Below are 19072 nucleotides of genomic sequence, written 5' to 3' on the forward strand. Positions count from 1 at the left end.
GATATTGGTAAGACTTACCTTTAACTTTAAACTCGTAGACTATCATGGTTATCGACCTATCACCATTTTTATGCTAACACGAACAGCACAAAAAAGATTCGCTATCGCGATAGTTTATTTTGTTGGTGCGCCACGTTTGCGGGAGCGAGCTTTCGGGGAGCGAGCTTTCGGGAGAGAGGACTCTCTCCCGAAACGTCGCGTCAAAGAATCCTCTTTCCCGAAACGTCGCGTCAGGGAGTATTCCCGCCGCAAAGCTGGCTTCGCAATTCATCATCCCGTTAATCCTGTCAGATGTAACGGGAGTCTTCTTGCTTCATTGAGATAAAGCAAGTAATTTAAACTTGACTATTTTCTTCATAATGCCCAAATTTTATACATTTTTTTAGCTAGAATAAGCCTCCATCGGCAAGCAAGAACAGACAAAATTGCGATCGCCAAAGGCATTATCTATTCTTCCCACCGCAGCCCAAAACTTATGTTCTCGCGTCCAAGGTGCGGGATAAGCAGCTTGCTTGCGGCTATAAGGATGCTCCCATTCGTCAGCAGTTAATACTTCTGCCGTGTGCGGTGCATTTTTCAAGACATTATCTTTCATGTCTGCGTTTCCTGCTTCAATTTCCGCTATTTCGCGGCGAATTGAACTCATCGCCTCGCAAAAACGGTCTAATTCTGCCTTAGACTCGCTTTCTGTTGGTTCTACCATCATAGTTCCAGCTACGGGCCAAGAAACAGTAGGCGCATGAAAGCCGTAATCCATCAGCCGCTTGGCAATATCATCTACTTCAATGCCTGCACTTTTTTTCAAACCGCGCAAATCTAAAATACACTCGTGGGCAACTAATCCGGTTTTGCCTTTATACAACACAGGGTAATCAGCATTGAGCTTGTGGGCAATGTAGTTAGCATTGAGAATTGCAACTTTGGTAGCTTCCGTTAAGCCCATAGCGCCCATCATGGCAATATACATCCAAGAAATAGTTAAAATGCTCGCACTACCCCAAGGAGCAGCCGCTACAGCCCCGATCGCTTGTTCGTCGCCTATTGAAACTACCGAGTGTCCTGGCAAAAACGGCACGAGATGAGACATCACCCCAATTGGTCCCATTCCTGGACCGCCGCCACCATGAGGAATGCAGAAAGTTTTGTGCAAGTTCAAGTGACAAACATCCGCACCAAAGTCGCCTGGACGGCATAAACCTACTTGGGCGTTCATATTTGCCCCGTCCATATACACTTGTCCGCCTTGGGCGTGAACGATCGCGCATATATCCTTTATCTGCTCCTCAAATACGCCGTGAGTAGAAGGATAAGTCACCATCAAAGCCGCAAGTTCGTGGCTGTGCTTTTGGGCTTTAGCTTGGAGGTCATTTACATCTACATTACCTTGCTCATCGCAAGCAACTGGTACTACTTTCATCCCACACATTACCGCACTCGCCGGATTTGTACCGTGAGCAGAAGTAGGAATCAAGCAAACATTGCGGTGTCCTTCGCCTCTTTGTTCGTGGTATTGGCGAATTACCAATAAGCCTGTATATTCACCTTGAGATCCGGCATTTGGTTGCAAAGAAACACCTGCAAAACCAGTAATTTCAGCTAACCATTGCTCAAGTTGGGCAAATAAGATTTGGTAGCCCTTAGTTTGCGATCGCGGCGCAAACGGATGAATATTGCCAAATTCTGCCCAAGTTACAGGCATCATTTCGGCTGTGGCATTGAGCTTCATCGTACACGAACCCAAGGGAATCATTGATGTTGTCAATGACAAGTCCTTAGCTTGCAAGCGATAAATGTAGCGCAAAAGCTCAGTTTCCGAGTGGTAGGAGTTAAATACAGGATGAGTGAGATAGCTGCTAGAACGGGCGAGGAAAGGAACGTTATTACCTGCTAACTCAGTAGCTAATTGCTCAACTGCAAAAGGTAAATTGCGATCGCCTGCAAAAATTGCTAATAAGTCCTCCACGTCTTGTAATGTAGTAGTCTCATCTAAAGAGATGCCTACAGTTGTCTCATTCACAACGCGCAGATTAATTTCTCGCGCTTGGGCAGCTTTAAGAATGTCTACTAAATTATCTTTGCCCAACTCTACGCCCACAGTATCAAAAAACTGTTCGGAAATAATGCTGTAACCTAACTGCTTTAACCCTGTTGCCAAAACTTGCGTCAACAAGTAGATATTTTCCGCAATTTGTTTTAGTCCTTGCGGTCCGTGATAGACAGCGTACATACTAGCCATTACAGCTAGTAACACTTGGGCTGTACAAATATTACTGGTGGCTTTATCGCGTCTAATATGTTGTTCGCGGGTTTGCAGTGCCAAACGCAGCGCAGTTTTACCGCTGACATCTTTGGAAACGCCCACAATTCGCCCTGGTACTTGACGCTTGTATTCTTCCTTGGTGGCAAAGTAAGCTGCATGAGGTCCCCCATAGCCTAGAGGTACGCCAAAGCGCTGAGTGCTTCCTACAGCTATATCTGCCCCAAATTCGCCTGGGGGTGTAAGTAAGGTTAAGCTCAAAATATCAGCCGCTACAGTGACTAATGCCCCTGCTTGATGAGCTTGTTCGACAAAAGCGCGATAGTCATAAATTACGCCATTGCTAGCTGGATATTGGAGTAAAACGCCAAAAACTGGTTGCTCGAAGTTAAACTTGTGGCGATCGCCGATAATTATTTCAATCCCTAAAGCTTTCGCGCGAGTTTGCACTACTTCAATTGTCTGGGGATGGCAATCATCACTAACAAAGAATGCTTTGGCTTTATTTTTGCTGATGCCGTAGCTCATTGTCATTGCTTCGGCGGCGGCGGTAGCTTCATCTAACAAAGAAGCATTGGCAATTTCTAGCCCTGTAAGGTCAATAATCGTTGTCTGAAAATTTAACAGCGCCTCTAACCGCCCTTGAGAAATTTCTGGCTGATAGGGAGTATAAGCAGTATACCAGCCAGGATTTTCTAAAATATTGCGTTGAATTACTGGCGGGGTAATGCAGTTGTAATAACCCATGCCAATAAACGAGCGAAATACCTGGTTTTTGGCGGCAATTGCTTTTAATTGGGCTAAAGCTGCACTTTCGCTCAAAGGTGGTAGTAGTTCTAACAGCCGTTTTTGCCGAATCGACTGCGGGACAGTTTTGGCGATCAACTCATCTAGGCTTTCTAAGCCTAATACATCAAGCATTTGTTGGACTTGGGCTGTATTCGGTCCAATATGCCTGGAAATAAATGAATTGGGCGATCGCTCTTCTTGTTGAAGCTGTTCGCCGATAATCTGAGTACGAGGGCTATCAACTACCACAAATTGCTCTCCAGACAATACTTACTAAATATTCTGCAACATTTTTTTGCAAATAGGGACTATCTTATTTAATATTTTTTAGTACAAATTTATACATCTTATAGTCCCTATTCATGAGTCAACTAACAACTGGTCACTGGTCACTGGTCACTGTTAGCTGCCTTCTACCTGAGCGCGGTACGCATCGGCTGTTAAAGTTTCCTCATCAGCTTCGCCTGCATCGCTGACGCGCACTTTGAGCAACCAACCTTCACCATACGGATCGCTAGCAACCTGTTCTGGGGCTTCTACTACCGCCTCATTGCGTTCGATTACCGTACCGCTAACTGCGGGATAAAGGTCTTCAACTGCTTTAACTGATTCTACCGAGCCAAAAGTTTCACCTTTAGTGACAACATCGCCAACTTCTGGTAATTCCAAAAACACAATATCGCCTAGTTGGTCTACAGCAAAAGCACTAATGCCAATTGTGGCAATATCGCCATCCATCCGCACGTACTCGTGAGAGTCTAGGTATTTAAGATCGTCTGGGTATTCTAAAGCCATATTATTGTTGTACCAAAGTTAAGAAACACACGAGCGGCGATCTACAGTTTACCGAGCGAGTAAGGCTTGCAAGCGCGATCGCCCTAAATAAAAATAGCAATATCGCTCTCAAATTAACAGTAGGAATCTGGCATAAAGAAAGCTAAAGGTAAGAACTTTTCGGTAACTTGCACAGATTTTGAGCAGTTTTAGGCATAGCGATCGCTGGATCGATTCGCCCTGAACTTAACCAATTGCGTTTGTTGAAAAGAAAAGTTTCTGCTACTGTCGCATCAACTGGTGGCGAGAAAAAATAGCCCTGTCCGTATTCGCAGCCTAATTTCTTCAGTTTGTGTAGTTGCTCTACTTTTTCGATGCCTTCGGCTGTAACTTGCATCCCCAAATTGTGAGCTAGGGTAATAATTGTCTGCACAATCGCTGAAGTTTCGTTGTCTAACTCCATTAAATTGATAAAAGAGCGGTCAATCTTCAACCGTTCAATCGGGAAGCGGTGCAGATAACTCAAGGAAGAATAACCCGTACCAAAGTCATCCATATACAACTGGATGTTCATGGCTTTGATTTGCTCTAAAATTGCTACTGAGCATTCAGCATTTTCCATCAGGATGCTTTCTGTCAGTTCTAGCTTCAAGCTATTGGGATCGAGTCCTGTTTCTTGCAAAACTTGGCTAATTTGGTAGCTCAAATCTGGTTGAGCAAACTGTTTCGCCGAAATATTGATGCTAATACTGAGCGGTGGATGGGAGGGAAACTGTTTTTGCCATTGACAAATTTGCTCTGCTGCTTGGCGTAGAACCCAGTTGCCAATAGGAATAATAGCTCCAGTTTCTTCTGCGATCGGAATAAAATCTACTGGCGATATTAGCCCTTTTTGCGGGTGTCGCCAGCGAATCAAAGCTTCAAAGCCATTAAGCCAACCAGTAGTTAGCGAGACAATCGGCTGATAGTACAAGCAAAATTCTTCGCGTTCGATCGCTAGGTGCAAATCGGTTTCTAACTGCAACAGCGCGATCGCCCGATTGTGCATATTGACTTTGAATACTTCGCACCGCGCCTTCCCTAAAGCTTTAGCGCGGTACATGGCAATATCGGCGTGGCGCAAGATATCTTCAGCGCGATCGCATTCTGTATCGCCAACAACAATGCCTATGCTTGCTGTCGTAAATATTTCTTGCCTACCTAGCTCAAAACTCGGTCGCAATTGGGCTTGGATGCGATCGGCAACTTGCATAGCATCATTGGTATCTTTAATGCCTTCTAGCAAAATTGTAAATTCGTCACCGCTAAAACGTGCTAGCGTGTCTCCAGGGCGCAGGCAAGGTTTGAGGCGGCTGGCAATTTCTAGGAGCAGTTGGTCGCCTAATGTGTGTCCTAGACTGTCGTTGATAACTTTAAAGCGGTCTAAATCGATAAATAAAACAGCAAATTGATAGTTTTCGTGTCGTTTGGCGTGTTCGACTGCCCGCCGCAACCGATCCATTAATAAAGCCCGATTGGGCAACCCTGTCAAGGGATCGTGAAAAGCATTATGAAGTAATTGTGCTTCGACGCGCTTGCGCTCGGTAATATCACGAGTATTAATTGCCATGCCTCTAACTGATGGATCGGCAAGTAGATTGCTTACGGTAGATTCGAGATAGCGCCAAGAACCATCTTGATGCCGAAAACGAAACTCTACACTCCAAGTATTGCTAGTATCTTGCATTGCCTGAGTAAAGACATGAAGAGCGCTGTTGACATCTTCTGGGTGAATAAAATCAAAAGCGTTTTTGCCCATCAAATAGCTAGGTGAGTAGCCCAAAATTCTTTCATGAGAGGGACTAGAATACTGCATTACCCCATCAGGTTCGAGGATGCAGATCATATCTGAGCTATTTTGAATTAGCGAACGGAATTTAGCTTCGGCGATCGCTAGTAGTTCTTCTGTACGTTTGCGTTTGGTAATGTCGTGAATTACAAATACAGCGCTAGTTTGTTGCTGCTTAAATTGAACGCAAGCCCACGATATTTCTAAAAATAACTGGCGATCGCCTTGTTTGTATTCATAAATGTCTGAGCCGTCTTTTTGCTCGTTTAGTACCCGATTGAGGGGATGAACTTCGCGAGCGATAGTTCTACCTTGTTGTTGCAAAGGTAATAATTCTAATATATCTGCTGCTAAAACTTGAAATCTTTGCCGCTCGACTAGGCGATCGAAGGTGGCATTTGACCATTGAATTTTGCCTTCACTGTCAGTCCAGGCGATCGCTTCACCAATAACTCCAAGCGCCACTTCCATTTTGCCTAAAGTAGTGCGTAACTGACTGAGCAAATTATCTAAATTACCTGTCATACAATTCTAGTCGAGCAAGGCTGCTAGGTACTATGAGTGGAGGGGACGAAGGGTAGCTGCAAATATCCATTGCCCTTGTTGTTGCTCGGCAACAATATAATGCTCTGATTCAATTTCTCTGCCATCTTTGGTTACAGCCATAAGCTTGAGAGGATGATTGAGTAGGGTTGCCTGTTCTGTCATCGCAAAACGAGAAAAACCCAGATGGTGCGAATCGTGATAACTATGAGGAATTACAGCTTCTAAGCTACGACCGAGGATTTCTTCAGCTTGCCAACCAAAAGCTAGGTTAAATGGTTCATTTACATATACAATCAAGCCCTGACAATCTGCAATCAAAACTGGTAAGTTGCTTTCAAGCTTCATCTCGTCGATTGTTTTCATATCTAAATTAATAGTTTGAGTTACTCAACTTTTTTAACTCCACTGCTACAAGACAAAGCAAATGTTTACTTTGCAAAAAATTTAATCAAAATAGCTCGGATTGCTTGCTACCAAGCATTTTGCATTTATTATTAGCAAGCATTAATAAAAGTTTACGCTGTGCGATCGCTTTACGCATAATGCTTACGGGAGAAAAGTTAACAAAAGTGAATATAAATCTAAGGTAATTTATCTTGTTAATACTTTTTGCTGTAGAAAATACGGAATCAATTGTAAATAGTTAAATAAGTTACCTAACTTGCTATATGTCGTTACCTATCATCTTGCAACCTGGAGAAGGGCAATCTGTCCAAATACGCACAAGTACCTGCACTTTCAAAGCCACAGGTAAAGATACCAAAGGACAATTTGGACTATTTGAGTTCGTAATGGAACCAGGAAGTACGGGCGCAAGTCCGCATATCCACAAGCAACTAACCGAAATGTTCTACGTGGTAGAAGGATTAGTTGAGATGGTATTAAGCGATCGCACTGTTGCAGCACAACCAGGAGCATTTATACTCGTACCAGAAAACACTCCGCATGGTTTTTCTAACCCAGGACAAACGCCAGCAAAGTTATTAATTATGTTTTGTCCAGCCGATTCTAGGGAGCAGTATTTTGAGGGTTTAGCCGAGTTAACGAAAGATGGAAGGCAACCTAGTCAGAAAGAATTACTAGAATTGATGCAGCAGTTCGATCAGTACCCCGTTCCCTAACAATCGATTGATGATATTTTAACTCACCAACAGGAATGATTTTTGCAATATCTTCATCGCAAACAGGCATTTTAGCTAGAGTTGAAGCTGAACAGTTGTCTGCTTAATTCTCCATGCATTCGCCTATTAGTACAGAAATTAAAGAATCCCTTCATCTGACTATTCCTTTAGCCAGCGCTCAAATTGCCCAAGCTGCGACAGGATTTGTTGATACGGTAATGATGGGTTGGTTAGGACAAGAAACTCTAGCAGGAGGAGGAATAGCTGCAACAACCTTTACAACGCTGCTAGTAATTGCTACAGGAATTGTAATTGGAGTTAGCCCGCTAATTGCTGAAGCGTATGGAGCAGGTAATAAACTAAAAATTCAACAGCTAACGCGCCAGGGAATCTGGTTATCTTTGCTCCTCGCAATTCCTGGAATGTTGCTACTTGGGCAAATAAATAGGCTGATGCGATTTGGACTTGCAGAAAATATTGTCATAATAGCAACGACCTTTTTGAACACAATACTATGGGGATTTTTGCCAGCTTTGATGTTTGCAATGTTCAAAAGCGTTGTGTCTTCTCTATCTCAGCCGCGAGTTATTACGCTTGTAGTTGTAATTGGTACGCTCTTTAATGCCATTGGCAATTACATTTTAGGTTTTGGTAAGTTGGGCTTTCCAGCATTGGGGGTTCAAGGTATTGCTTGGGCAAGCGTGTTGTCTAATTGGTTAATGCTGGTGCTATTAATTGTTTATGTTTGCCAGGACAAACAACTAAAAACTTACAATTTCTTCGAGCAGTTAGATGGAATCGATCTCAAAATACTTAGAGAATTAGTTTGGTTAGGAGTACCGATCGCAATTTCCTTTGCTTTTGAAATTGGCTTATTTACTACTACAACTTACCTCATGGGTATTTTGGGAACAGATATACTAGCAGCGCACCAAATTGTCTTTCAAACGATCGCTGTGATATTTATGATTCCTTTGGGGATGTCATTTGCGACAACTATTCGCGTCGGACAGTGGATGGGACAGCAAAATGTTGCAGGTGCGAAGCGGGCAGCTTATGTCAGTATGGGGATGGGAGGATTATTCATGACGGTAATGGCGATCGCTCTATTGTTATTTCCTCGCCACATAATTGCTCTGTATCTAGATATTGACAACCCTGAAAATGCACGAGCAATATCTCTTGCTACCTCGATGTTGAGTATTGCAGCTATTTCGCAAATTTTAGATGGAGTACAAACAACTGCTGCTGGTGCATTGCGTGGACTCCAAGATACTCGCGTACCTATGTTGCTTAGTTTCTTAGCATTTTGGGGAATTGGTTTAACTTGTGGTTACTTATTAGGATTTCGCTTCGGTTTTGGTGGTGTTGGTTTGTGGTGGGGACAATTAATTGGTGTAGCTGTAGCTGCATGGTTATTTGTTTGGCGTTTTCTTAGAGTAATATCCTCCTCAAGAGCAGATGCAGCAACCAGTTGAGTACATTAAATTAGATATATTGCAGTTAACTATTTTTCTGACTATAGGGCATGAATCTACCCAATCTGGAGCCTGAAGCTATCGATCGCATTGTCGAAATGGCATGGGAAGATCGTACTCCCTTTGAAGCGATCGCTTTACAATTTGGATTGCAAGAACCTCAAGTTATTGAGTTAATGCGCCAACAAATGCAAGCATCTAGTTTCAAAATGTGGCGCAAGCGAGTCAGCGGACGCAAAACTAAACACCTCAAACAGCGGGATTTTGATAATGGGCGCTTTCGTTCGCAAAATCAAAAAGGTTCGTAATTAGTAAGCCCTCTTATAGAAAGGTTTTTTGACTACCAATGCTGGGTAAGTCTTACCTCTAATTTCTACTTCTAACTGTTGACCTACTTTTGCTAATTCTGTAGGCACATAAGCAAGCGCAACTGGATAACCTAAAGTTGGCGATATCGTACCGCTAGTAATTTCTCCAACTATGCGTCCATTTGATAATACTTGGTAGCCATGACGGGCAATGTTACGCCCCTGCATTTGCAAACCAATTAGTCGTCTTGGCACTCCCTCTTGCTTTTGCTGTTCTAATACGCTGCGTCCAATAAAATCGCCTTTAGTATCTAAATGCACTAACCAGCCTAAACCAGCTTCCAAGGGTGTAGTAGTTTCATCAATATCCTGCCCGTAGAGTGCCATTGCAGCCTCTAAGCGCAGTGTATCTCTTGCACCCAATCCACAGGGAACAACACCAGCTTCAAACAGCTTTTGCCACAGTTTCACGCCTAACTCTGGCTCAACCATGACTTCAAATCCATCTTCACCTGTATAACCCGTCCGCGCTATAAAACCAGGTTCGCCTAGTACCGTCGCTTGTAAATGTCCAAATGATTTTATTTGGCTCAAATCTTCTTGTATTAGGGACTGTAAATGATGAACGGCTTTCGGTCCTTGAATAGCTAGCAAAACTCGTGCTGACAAATCTTGCAACTGGACTAAATTAGCATCGAGGTGTTGCAATAACCAAGCTTTATCTTTAGCAGTAGTTGCGGCATTGACAATAATTATCCCTTGCTGATTGCCCGTATCATCTTCACCTTGGTAATAAAAGATAATATCGTCAATAATTCCAGCGCGATCGCTTAATAGTACAGTGTACTGAGCTTGTCCTGGTTGCAGCCGACTTAAATCGGAAGGAACTAATCGTTGAAGTTGGGTAATTAATTCTTTACCCTTGCAGGCAAATTTACCCATGTGAGAAATATCAAACATTCCCGCCGCCGTTCGCACTGCTTGGTGTTCTTGCCCAATTCCGACAAATTGTACCGGCATTTCCCAACCGCCAAAGCTAGTTAGCCGAGCTTTGAGTTCTACTGCTAGTTGAAATAATGGGGTTTGCGCTAGAGGTAGGATGAATTCTTCTTTTGCCACAGGTAGTTCTTGGATTTCAGGTAAACACTACCTTATATATTCCCTCAAATATGCAAAATGAAGAGAACTCTAACTCCCCTAAGCAACCCACTCCAGCCCCGCCTTGAGTAGACTTCGCAGCATTAGTAGGCAAAGCTCTATAAATTAGCAATCCTATCTTTATCTCCCTTGTTCCCCTGTCCTCCTTGTCTCCCTTGTCCCCCTGTCTCCCTTGTCCCCCTGTCCTCCTTGTCTCCCTTGTCCGTTGAAATCATGTACTTATGCAAGAGGTCTTTCGTCTCTCCATCTATCAACTCAGATTAAGAGAGCGTTGAATTGTTCGTCGTTGTGTCTCCCACAGGCTGCTCTCCTCTGCTCGGAAATTTTCTACAACCTCAACGTTAGCCGTTTGTGGGGAGCCGCATTGAAACATAGGTGAGGGGGCGTATTCTAGCGACAATTGAATCTCTTGAGCTACCTTTTCCCCATACAATTTGGCTGCAAGCACTAAGCCGAAGTCAAGTGCTGCGGTAACTCCTGCCCCTGTAATCCGACTGCGATCGATAACAACTCGCTCTGCAACTGCCTCAACACCAAACAGTTTTAATAAATCCATAGCAAACCAGTGAGTAGTAGCGCGGTATCCTTGGAGTAAACCTGCGGCGGCTAGTAAGAGCGAACCAGTACAAACTGAAGTTACGTAAAGAGCGCGATCGCCTTGTGTTTTGAGAAAATGGAGAAATGCAGCATCTTCTATCCTGGCATTAACGCCTAAACCACCTGGAACGAACAACACATCTAAGGCTGGAGAACGTTCAAAACTCGTATTGGGCAAGAGGCAAAAACCAGACTCAGTGTAAACCGGATCGAGAGTTGGAGCTAACAGATAAACTTTGGCACTAGGTAAACGAGAAAAAACTTCATAAGCGGCTGTAAAATTCAATAAAGTCAAGTTGGGAAATAGTATCATGCCAATCGAGAACGATCTATTGCGTGGTTGAGTTATCATTTTTTATTTCTGCTTTTAATAAAGTGTGGTATTACCTGCTACCGCAACCGAATTATTCGATTTTCCTTATCTCAGTTGCTAAACTTGCCAAGCGATGCTCCTGTCTCCACGCAGAGCCTTCACTATAGCCTTGACGCTCCTGTCTTAGTTTGTGATGGAAACAATGTTTTTATGTGTTGGTTTCAAGCCGCAAGGCGGCAATTCGGATTATTTTGGTCAATATAGCGATGCCAACACTTTATCTACTGCGGCTCTAAATGCCGTTGCTGCGCCTGCACTCATATCGCGAGGCGCACAGATGCGATTTCTGACATAAGCGAGGGCGATCGCTCCCACAGCAGACGGAGACGGGAATGGTTCGAGGGCGCGTTTTGTCCCCACCTTACCCCAAGGTAAAAGAACTTTATCTCCATGCAAGAGATACGCGGCTACCAATCTGAGGTGCAAGTCAATTGCATCTTCAACAGCGGACACACCTACACTACTGAAGAGTGCTTTGATGCCAGAATTTTTGAGAATATCTGAAATCGCTGCTTCATAGTTATCGCTCAATCGTTCAGCCGCTTCGGCTCGATATTCCAGCTTTGTACTTACTGTAGGATCTAGAGGAGGTAAATTCGCGATCGGTTCTGCACCCCAAAGACGACAAAACATTAAGTTGTTGGTAATTGCATCTGACTTAACGCGATGATAAGCAGGGCGCTCGTAGATCGCGTCCAACCAAGCATTGATACGTGGAAAGCGAGGATGATTTCTAATCGAGAAGCCTTGATAAACAGGTAAGCACGATGCCAAGCGATCGAGATGCGGGCTATACATAATATCGACGAGGCTAAACGTACTTAAAAAGTAAACCCCTGGATATTTAGCGAGAGTTTGTTCGAGTTCGTCTAATTTTGCTACAAATGTAGCTTGATTATTGGCAACTTCATCAGGGTTGTCATGGCGTTGGAGTAAAAACTTGTAGCCTGCTGCTGGCAATCCGTTAGTTTCAGCTTCTTCAATCCACGATCGGGCAACAGTCTGCTCTTCTCGTTGCTTGGGCAGCAATGTTTTGCCAAAATGTTCTTCCAACTGTAGCAGGATTTCTTTAGACTCATAGACTAGCTTACCCTTAATTTTTGCCGTAGGTACAAGGGCTGTCGGTACGAGATTGGTAAACCATTTGGGTTTGTTCGCTAAGTCGATAAACTCTGTCTCAAACGGAATTTGCTTTTCTTCTAGAGCGAACCAAACTCGTTCGCAAAAAGGACACCAAGAGTTTTTATCGCGGTAAAGCAAGACAGGTACAACTACATCAGGCGGCATTTTATGCACGCTGCTAGGAATTGGTGCAGTAGAAGGCGATTTTCCTAATCTCCGCACTCGCCGAGTTGATGTGTTGTTTCTGGCAATCTCTTGCAATAGCTCCCAACTAGATACACTAGATGCAATGTCCCTTGACATATTTTACCTCTTGAATTGCTGCAAATTTTTGGAGAACTCCCGTAAGTAAGGGATTAAATCGTTTGGATGTGGTGTAAAGATGATAAATTAGCTGCCTAACGCGATCGCCAATTTATCGCCATACCTGCATAAGTTAGTAAAGCGCGTTTTTAAATTGCGACTAGCCGCTCGATGTTTCAACAAGAGATTGTTGGCAAAGAAAAACCTGACCTTCTCAAGGCTTCAAACTTGCCTCTAGAAGTGAGACACAATGCTACTTTAGGGTTAATTTTGTAATATCCCGCCAAAAATTCTAGATAGTCTGTACTAAAAAAGGTAAAGGTAGGATGACTCAAAGTCTGCACTGAAATTTCTGTTTGGGCAAGACCAAACGGAGGATTGCTTAGCAATCGCCAGAATGGTTGACGAGCATCTATGTTGTGCAGTGGGTTAAGAAAGCGATCTCTAAAGCACTGTACGATAACTTTGCCAGCAATAAAAGCTTCTCCAGCAAGACTAATAATATCACCATCGATGATGTAGTGGGTAACATCTAAATTAGCTCCTCCATGTTGGATAAATTTAGCGGCGATATCGCGGCTTGTACCAGGAGAACTAAACGTCACTACTTCTTCAATCCAATCGAGCAGTTCTGTTGCTACAATTTGAGCGATCGCACCTCCCAAACAATGTCCGATGACAACCACTTTTTGGTGAGTTATTTGTGCAGCGTGAATCAACCATGTTGCTAGCTCATTTTGATACTTGACAAAGTGGCTAAGTCCGATTGCTTTACGGCAATCGCGAGCAATGTCATCAATTGCTTTATTTGTACCGCGCAAAACGAGTATAGGCGACCTTTCTCCTCCACTCGGTAGCAGCCCAAAAGCTCGAAATTCAATATCTGGAGCGCTAAAAACTCGGTCTAACACGTACCCTATATTGCTGAAAAATTCATTTACAGGTTTGTTAAACTCAGGATTGTCAAATATGTAAGCGATTTCTTTTGCTAAAATTTCGTAAATTGAATGTTGTGCTGTCATGTTATAGTTCCCACTCTGTAGTCTCTCCTAAACTTTCGGACTAATAAGTAAACGTTTGCTCAAAAAAGATGCGGTGGAAAGTAAAAGAGACAATCTATGAAGGCAGCCGAGTATTTAATATCTGCCCACAGGGTTGAAGATGGATAAATGATGTTGGTTCGTACTAGAACGAACGCGGGTTATGAATACTGCCAACGCCAATTAATAGCACGAGGCTTTTGATAAGGTTGAGGCGGTGGAGTATTACGCTCGTAAGTATTGCCTTGATAAATTAGAGTTACTGTTTGCCAATCTGTTTACTCCTCGGCGGATACTACAGGACGTGGAATGTAGTCGAAGGTGTTACCGCGATAGATGAGTTTAAGTTTGCAACTCTCTCTAGAATCATCATTAGCAGTGTAGTTAGCTTTGCTGTAAAAGAAAGATTTCATTATGCAAACTCCTTGTAGATTTAATTTTGAGTTAGCTGCAAGGTCGAATTGATTGCTGTCAAGGAGCGATCGCTTGTTGCTTCATAATTGCTTTGTAGTAGGAGATACTGCTAGCGATTAGTTGCGAATAAACTTCCCCCAATACCGCACAACTAAAAACAACAGAACTACCAACGATCGCTATGCCCAGAAATAGCAAAAACATCTTTTTGATAGCTTGTGTGGGATTATTAACAGACATACTTTCCTCAAAAAAGCGAACAAAACCTGGATATTTCAATTGGTATCGGTCTAAAAGCTCAAAACTTAATATTCAACTTGTTTCTCATTAGCCAATAGTGGCTGCGCTTGCTGACACGAGCATCTCGTCCAAAGCCTCAACTGTAACCAATATCTCAACCGCCAAAGTTTATAAGAGTGGTTTGTCTGCCAGCCGAGACGAGAGTTTTGGCGATGGCGATCGCCACTTGTAGGCGATTCTATTGGGCTGATTTCTGGCGAATTATCCGATTGGATCTCTCGGCTGTAAAATACGCCTTGATAGTGCAATACTGGCTGCGAAACAGCTTCAGTTTGAGCTAGATGGTACTCGTACAGAACACCTCGATAGCGAAATTTCATGGCTTTTCCTCACATTAGTCAAAAGCTAAAAAGACTGCATCTTTTCCAGAGTCTTGCTAACTGCCAAAATTCCTTTAGCACCAATTCAATTGCAAGTGCGATCGCAATTTAGGTCTTCTGCTTTCTTTTGATAGCAAGCAATGCAAACCACGCAACTCCAAGTGTAGCGGCGGCACTGCTACTCGGTTCTGGCACTGGTTTAGCGCTGATACTAAGTGCGTTGATACCAAAGGCTCTGTTGTCGGCAGAAGTGCTAAATACTAATTTTGAGATATTGGCAGTATCGCTACTAATGCCTAAAAATTGTGCAGAATTGTCTAGCACCTGTGAGGAAGTTCCAGGAAATGAAAAGCGACCCAATAAATTATCGTTGTTATCAAATGCCGCGACCGAGCCGACAAAATTACGAGTGCCATTTACCGCAATTTGCGCCCCAGCACCCAACACAGGTTGCTCGAAAGCAATGGTCAAAGGTTCAGCATTACCATTGGGAGGAAACGTTCCAGGTTCATAACCTGTAAATAAGATAAAGTCACCACTAGCAAAGTTGGTCGGAATACCAGTAGCAAAGCTAACTGGAATACCAGGCGAGGCAGGCAAAGTCTGAAACACAACTGGCGGTGTAATCTGGGGACTGAGAGCCTGCGGGATTTGGACATTTAGCTTTAATCCTTGCTCGGAAGTGGTGGAGAAGTTGTTGGGCAATACCTTAAATGTGGACTCGCCTACTAGATTAGACCAGTCCACTTGGTCATTACCTTGTAGTTCAGCGCGATCGCCTATAAATGAAGCGGCTTGACTTGAAGTGGGAGCGATCGCCAGCAACGCTGTGAGTGCAATGTTGGCTACTAACAATAACTTACTGCTCGAACCTTGCCCTGCGTAAGGAACCGATTTAGGAGCTTTTCTTGAAATATTAGGCAAATAGGAAAACTGTTTCAAGCAACTCGTAGAAGAAGAGTGAAAAATCATCAAGTAAAGTCCGCCTTGCTAGCTAATACATCTAAACTAATGCGCTGCCAGCTACAAAACGCACCAGTTGCAAATAAGCAGTGAAATAAATTAGAACAATTTAGAGATTCTTCAGGTGAATGTGCTAAAGTCGTTCGCAGCCATACCTTAATCGTGAGTAACTAACCAGGATTGGATTCAAGAACTAGAAGTGAGAGATTGTCAGAGCATCAGAGTTAAAACGGTATGTAAGCAGTGAAATCCTCATAATTAGCACCAAGTTCTATTACTTAGGAGCAGTTAAAATTGCTTTGGGTCGCTTGGCATCAAATAAAGAAGCATTAAGGAGAATAACAATACTAGCGCTCTCATTTTTGCCATAATGTACCATCCCTCCTGGTTCAATCAATGAATCTCCAACTTTGAGTAGGGTTGTTTGTCCGGCTTGGAGAGTTTCCTCGCTGCGATTGGCTCTAATAATTTTGGCGGCTCCTCTCACAACAGTATAAGTAAGCGTGCCAAACTCAACTCGCCCAATCTGCATTCCTGGATGGGTATGAGGTGGAAGTTTAACTCCTGATGGGATAGTGTAACGCACCAACTCCAGAATACGACCTTGAGCATCGCTAGGATAACCGCTAGCTAAAACTTCACGGGTCACAGATTGAGTGCGAGCATTAACAGGTGGAGGTGTTGTCTGACATCTGGCTATCTCCACTGTCCCCAACAATGTCAATGTCATCAGAGGGAAGAATGAGCCGAATTTTTTTAGTAGTTGCATTGCTGTTTCTCTTGTGCTGTAAATAGAAACTCTAGCTAGCATAGTGCGCTCGTAAGAAGTACAAGTTTAAGATGTAGTCAAACTTCAGCTTTCCAACGCCAAAATGCTGTTTTCAGTTGTATCAATAAGTCTGGTTAGGTAATTCGGGACTTGTTCGGGCGAAGGTAGGAATAGTTCGGAAGGTAGCTTGGTGGCGAAGGATCGCTCTACTGAAAATGCCGATCGTTGGTCAAGACGCTCGACACTCAGGGATGCATTGTGCCATCTATACTGCTGATGACTATGCAAACCCCTCTGAACCGAATGCTACCAATAGATGCAGCAGATTTTTTAGGTCTTATTAGACAATTAGCCGCAACTATTTTCACTCAATTTTTCTTTAATAGCTTCCGCAATTAAAGGTTGCAAGGTATACATCAGCGTGGAGGGATTGGCTGAGGTGGGTTCGATTATCTCGATTAGCGATCGCCGATTGAGCGATACCAATGCATTTTGCAACTGCGCTTGAGAAATTGAGGGCAACAAATTTGCTTCTAGCTGTACCAATGTTATAGGCTGGTGATGAATAGTTATGCAGAACATTACTTGCCATTCTATCTCACTGAGACGATTCAACTGCTGTGCTAACAACTGCCCAATGTCCTTAAACAATAGAGTTTTTTGCGCTAAGAACAAGATAATATTGCTATTGAATGACTCTTTAATTAGCGTTGCCGCGATCGCTAACATTTGTGGGTTGCCTTGGTAGCGGTCAAATAATTGCTGCACCTGGGCTCGCTCAACTGGGAATAGCCCTTTGGCTGCTAAGATTTGTTCTCCTGCCTCAATCGACAAAGGTTCTAGCTGTAGTAATCGTACCGCAGCCCTTGGTGCTGACAAAGTGGCAATCTCTGGCGGCAGTTCGCGACTTGTCAGCAAAATGGTACTCTGGTGCTGCCCTTCGCCTAACTGCTGAAACAGCCACTCATAGTCTTCGTAGCCCGGTCGGTAAGTACCCACCAATTCGCTACCTTGCAGAACTGCCTCCACGCCATCGAGAATCAGTAAATAGCGATGGTAGCGCAACTGCTCTAGCAACAGACGCATCATCGCATCAGGCTGTAGCCCAGGGGACTGCCCAGGTGCGATCGCATTTAATAACTCGGTGAGAAAATTGTTGAAGGGCGGAGCTTGTCTTAGGCTCCGCCACACCACAACCTCGAATAGCTCTGTATCAGCAAGCTGCTGTGCAAACTTGGTCACTAGCATTGTTTTGCCGATGCCAACCATGCCTGCGATGGTGACTAATCGACAATGTTCTTGTATCACCCACTGCTTTAGCGTTGCTAGTTGTGCAGCTCGTCCGCTAAACTGGCAAGTATTAGGTGCTTCTCCCCAATCTAGACGCTTGTGCTGCGACAATGCAGATAGATTGGTTCTGCAACTATTTTGAATATACTGCGCTAGAGCATTGCGTAAGTTGTGTTTTCTTATTTTCATTCCTAATGCTTGCGAAAGCAGTTGCCATAGTTCTGCACCCACGTCTTTTATATACGAATACGAGTGATTCAGTTTTCTTGCAATCTTGGTGTAACTCTGCTCGTGCCAAGATCGCTGAAACACACCGATTTGCAATGGGTTTAGACGTTGTGGCGCTAAAGCTCCGGTGACAATATTCAATGCTTCTTCGTAGATCATCATTAATTTTCCTTTAGGAATAATCTATGGGGACGTTCTTCAGTAGTGGTAGTGTTAGGGATGTAAAACAGTTGGGTTGGTCAAATGCAACATGGCTTGGAAACGCGATCGCACAGTCAAACTTTTAGTACATTTTCTATTGCTGTCTCAGCGATAAAACCGCCTGTGGGTTTTATAAATTGATGTCGAGAAAAGCGCTCTAATATAATAATTGCGCCACGCTTGATTGACTTTAAACTTTTCTTGTAGATCGGCTTTAAAAGAATTAGCACAATAGATCTTAATCACCATATTTCCTTATTTCCTCTTGGATCGCTTTAAGCAAGGTACTAAATTTGGTTGGCTTAATTAAATAGCGGTTTGCTCCTAAATCAAGCGCATGTTGTTGCTGGTGGTTAAAAGCAAGTCCTGAAAGTACAATTACCGGAATGTTTTGCCATTGCGGAGCTTGTTGGCGTTGTTCGAGTAAAGCGTAGCCATCAACATCGGGCATCATGAGATCGAGTAAAATTAAATGCGGTTGGAAATCGTCTAGTGTTTTAAAAAAATAAGCTCCGCAATCTAGACCTTTTACTTGATATCCAGAAATACTCAAATAGTCAATTAGTAGTTCTCGAAGTATTCGATTGTCCTCGACTACTAAAACCCGCTTGCACTCCAACATTTAGTTTTCAGATAGATGTAATTGAAAGAAGTTTGGAGTAGCTAATTTTAAAGAATCTAGAAGAACTGCTCGGCAGCACATTCTCAAGACTCAGGTTTGTTTATGAAGAATCATTGCTGTGTTTATTGATACTCGGACAGTCGCTAGAAAGCTCGTAACTCTCTAAATTTTGAAGTATTGAAGCTGATTTGTCTACAAAAAAAGCAGGGAAATATTCCGAACATCTCACTACTTTTAACCAAAAAGTAGTGAGATTTAGTAAGGCGTGTCT

The 19072-nt window shown here is 43.3% G+C and carries 18 protein-coding genes; 3 read left to right on the forward strand and 15 right to left on the reverse strand.

Annotation, left to right across the window (positions count from 1 at the left end; all coding sequences use genetic code 11):
- Positions 1–382 precede the first annotated feature (382 nt).
- The 4 genes from gcvP to UH38_RS21485 all read right to left on the reverse strand — a co-directional run bounded on the left by gcvP (position 383) and on the right by UH38_RS21485 (position 6557).
- On the reverse strand, positions 383–3295 hold the full coding sequence (gene gcvP / locus UH38_RS21470; RefSeq protein WP_045056788.1) for an aminomethyl-transferring glycine dehydrogenase: 2913 nt from the start codon (positions 3293–3295) through the stop codon (positions 383–385).
- Between the two features lie 153 nt (positions 3296–3448).
- On the reverse strand, positions 3449–3841 hold the full coding sequence (gcvH, locus tag UH38_RS21475; RefSeq protein WP_045056745.1) for a glycine cleavage system protein GcvH: 393 nt from the start codon (positions 3839–3841) through the stop codon (positions 3449–3451).
- 142 nt (positions 3842–3983) lie between these two features.
- Positions 3984–6173 carry a putative bifunctional diguanylate cyclase/phosphodiesterase gene (locus tag UH38_RS21480; RefSeq protein WP_072044968.1) on the reverse strand — a complete coding sequence of 730 codons (2190 nt, stop codon included), beginning with the start codon at positions 6171–6173 and terminating at the stop codon, positions 3984–3986.
- Positions 6174–6203: 30 nt separating this feature from the next.
- Positions 6204–6557: a PAS domain-containing protein gene (locus UH38_RS21485; protein WP_045056746.1), complete on the reverse strand. Its 354-nt coding sequence runs from the start codon at positions 6555–6557 to the stop codon at positions 6204–6206.
- A 305-nt stretch (positions 6558–6862) separates the two neighbouring features.
- On the opposite strand from UH38_RS21485, the gene UH38_RS21490 reads away from it, so the two are divergent.
- From UH38_RS21490 to UH38_RS21500, 3 genes are all read left to right on the forward strand, one after another.
- Positions 6863–7315: a cupin domain-containing protein gene (locus UH38_RS21490; protein WP_045056747.1), complete on the forward strand. Its 453-nt coding sequence runs from the start codon at positions 6863–6865 to the stop codon at positions 7313–7315.
- A gap of 113 nt (positions 7316–7428) precedes the next feature.
- On the forward strand, positions 7429–8793 hold the full coding sequence (locus UH38_RS21495) for an MATE family efflux transporter (RefSeq protein WP_045056748.1): 1365 nt from the start codon (positions 7429–7431) through the stop codon (positions 8791–8793).
- A 50-nt stretch (positions 8794–8843) separates the two neighbouring features.
- Positions 8844–9101, forward strand: a complete 258-nt coding sequence (locus tag UH38_RS21500) for a TIGR03643 family protein (protein WP_045056749.1) — start codon at positions 8844–8846, stop codon at positions 9099–9101.
- Here UH38_RS21500 and gcvT read toward each other — a convergent pair whose 3' ends face one another.
- From gcvT to UH38_RS21550, 11 genes are all read right to left on the reverse strand, one after another.
- A complete protein-coding gene (gcvT, locus tag UH38_RS21505) occupies positions 9102–10220 on the reverse strand; it encodes a glycine cleavage system aminomethyltransferase GcvT (protein WP_045056750.1) in 1119 nt (372 codons plus the stop codon). It lies immediately after the preceding gene.
- Positions 10221–10509: 289 nt separating this feature from the next.
- Positions 10510–11208, reverse strand: coding sequence for a DJ-1/PfpI family protein (locus UH38_RS21510; protein ID WP_045056751.1), 699 nt, complete (start codon positions 11206–11208; stop codon positions 10510–10512).
- Between the two features lie 216 nt (positions 11209–11424).
- Positions 11425–12654 carry a glutathione S-transferase family protein gene (locus tag UH38_RS21515; protein ID WP_045056752.1) on the reverse strand — a complete coding sequence of 410 codons (1230 nt, stop codon included), beginning with the start codon at positions 12652–12654 and terminating at the stop codon, positions 11425–11427.
- A 176-nt stretch (positions 12655–12830) separates the two neighbouring features.
- Positions 12831–13676 carry a lipase family protein gene (locus UH38_RS21520; RefSeq protein WP_045056790.1) on the reverse strand — a complete coding sequence of 282 codons (846 nt, stop codon included), beginning with the start codon at positions 13674–13676 and terminating at the stop codon, positions 12831–12833.
- Positions 13677–13972: 296 nt separating this feature from the next.
- A complete protein-coding gene (locus UH38_RS27965) occupies positions 13973–14107 on the reverse strand; it encodes a hypothetical protein (protein ID WP_268748909.1) in 135 nt (44 codons plus the stop codon).
- Between the two features lie 58 nt (positions 14108–14165).
- Positions 14166–14348 (reverse strand): hypothetical protein, encoded by a 183-nt coding sequence (locus tag UH38_RS21525; protein WP_045056753.1) that lies wholly within the window; start codon positions 14346–14348, stop codon positions 14166–14168.
- 65 nt (positions 14349–14413) lie between these two features.
- The gene (locus UH38_RS21530) at positions 14414–14728 is read right to left on the reverse strand and encodes a hypothetical protein (protein ID WP_045056754.1); all 315 of its coding nucleotides are present in this window, start codon (positions 14726–14728) and stop codon (positions 14414–14416) included.
- Positions 14729–14836: 108 nt separating this feature from the next.
- Positions 14837–15652, reverse strand: a complete 816-nt coding sequence (locus tag UH38_RS21535) for a hypothetical protein (protein ID WP_200892563.1) — start codon at positions 15650–15652, stop codon at positions 14837–14839.
- A gap of 313 nt (positions 15653–15965) precedes the next feature.
- On the reverse strand, positions 15966–16502 hold the full coding sequence (locus UH38_RS21540) for a cupin domain-containing protein (protein WP_235355371.1): 537 nt from the start codon (positions 16500–16502) through the stop codon (positions 15966–15968).
- A gap of 306 nt (positions 16503–16808) precedes the next feature.
- Positions 16809–18140: an NACHT domain-containing protein gene (locus tag UH38_RS21545; protein ID WP_082065473.1), complete on the reverse strand. Its 1332-nt coding sequence runs from the start codon at positions 18138–18140 to the stop codon at positions 16809–16811.
- A 277-nt stretch (positions 18141–18417) separates the two neighbouring features.
- A complete protein-coding gene (locus tag UH38_RS21550; protein WP_045056755.1) occupies positions 18418–18801 on the reverse strand; it encodes a response regulator in 384 nt (127 codons plus the stop codon).
- Positions 18802–19072 lie beyond the last annotated feature (271 nt).

Source organism: Aliterella atlantica CENA595 (genome assembly GCF_000952155.1).
Classification (GTDB): domain Bacteria; phylum Cyanobacteriota; class Cyanobacteriia; order Cyanobacteriales; family Chroococcidiopsidaceae; genus Aliterella; species Aliterella atlantica.

Coding starts and splice junctions, on each gene's coding strand:
- gcvH (WP_045056745.1), bottom strand. CDS start 3,841: ATGGCTTTAGAATACCCAGACGATCTTAAATACCTAGACTCTCACGAG.
- UH38_RS21480 (WP_072044968.1), bottom strand. CDS start 6,173: ATGACAGGTAATTTAGATAATTTGCTCAGTCAGTTACGCACTACTTTA.
- UH38_RS21485 (WP_045056746.1), bottom strand. CDS start 6,557: ATGAAAACAATCGACGAGATGAAGCTTGAAAGCAACTTACCAGTTTTG.
- UH38_RS21490 (WP_045056747.1), top strand. CDS start 6,863: ATGTCGTTACCTATCATCTTGCAACCTGGAGAAGGGCAATCTGTCCAA.
- UH38_RS21495 (WP_045056748.1), top strand. CDS start 7,429: ATGCATTCGCCTATTAGTACAGAAATTAAAGAATCCCTTCATCTGACT.
- UH38_RS21500 (WP_045056749.1), top strand. CDS start 8,844: ATGAATCTACCCAATCTGGAGCCTGAAGCTATCGATCGCATTGTCGAA.
- UH38_RS21510 (WP_045056751.1), bottom strand. CDS start 11,208: ATGATAACTCAACCACGCAATAGATCGTTCTCGATTGGCATGATACTA.
- UH38_RS21515 (WP_045056752.1), bottom strand. CDS start 12,654: ATGTCAAGGGACATTGCATCTAGTGTATCTAGTTGGGAGCTATTGCAA.
- UH38_RS21520 (WP_045056790.1), bottom strand. CDS start 13,676: ATGACAGCACAACATTCAATTTACGAAATTTTAGCAAAAGAAATCGCT.
- UH38_RS27965 (WP_268748909.1), bottom strand. CDS start 14,107: ATGAAATCTTTCTTTTACAGCAAAGCTAACTACACTGCTAATGATGAT.
- UH38_RS21525 (WP_045056753.1), bottom strand. CDS start 14,348: ATGTCTGTTAATAATCCCACACAAGCTATCAAAAAGATGTTTTTGCTA.
- UH38_RS21530 (WP_045056754.1), bottom strand. CDS start 14,728: ATGAAATTTCGCTATCGAGGTGTTCTGTACGAGTACCATCTAGCTCAA.
- UH38_RS21540 (WP_235355371.1), bottom strand. CDS start 16,502: ATGCTAGCTAGAGTTTCTATTTACAGCACAAGAGAAACAGCAATGCAA.
- UH38_RS21545 (WP_082065473.1), bottom strand. CDS start 18,140: ATGATGATCTACGAAGAAGCATTGAATATTGTCACCGGAGCTTTAGCG.
- UH38_RS21550 (WP_045056755.1), bottom strand. CDS start 18,801: ATGTTGGAGTGCAAGCGGGTTTTAGTAGTCGAGGACAATCGAATACTT.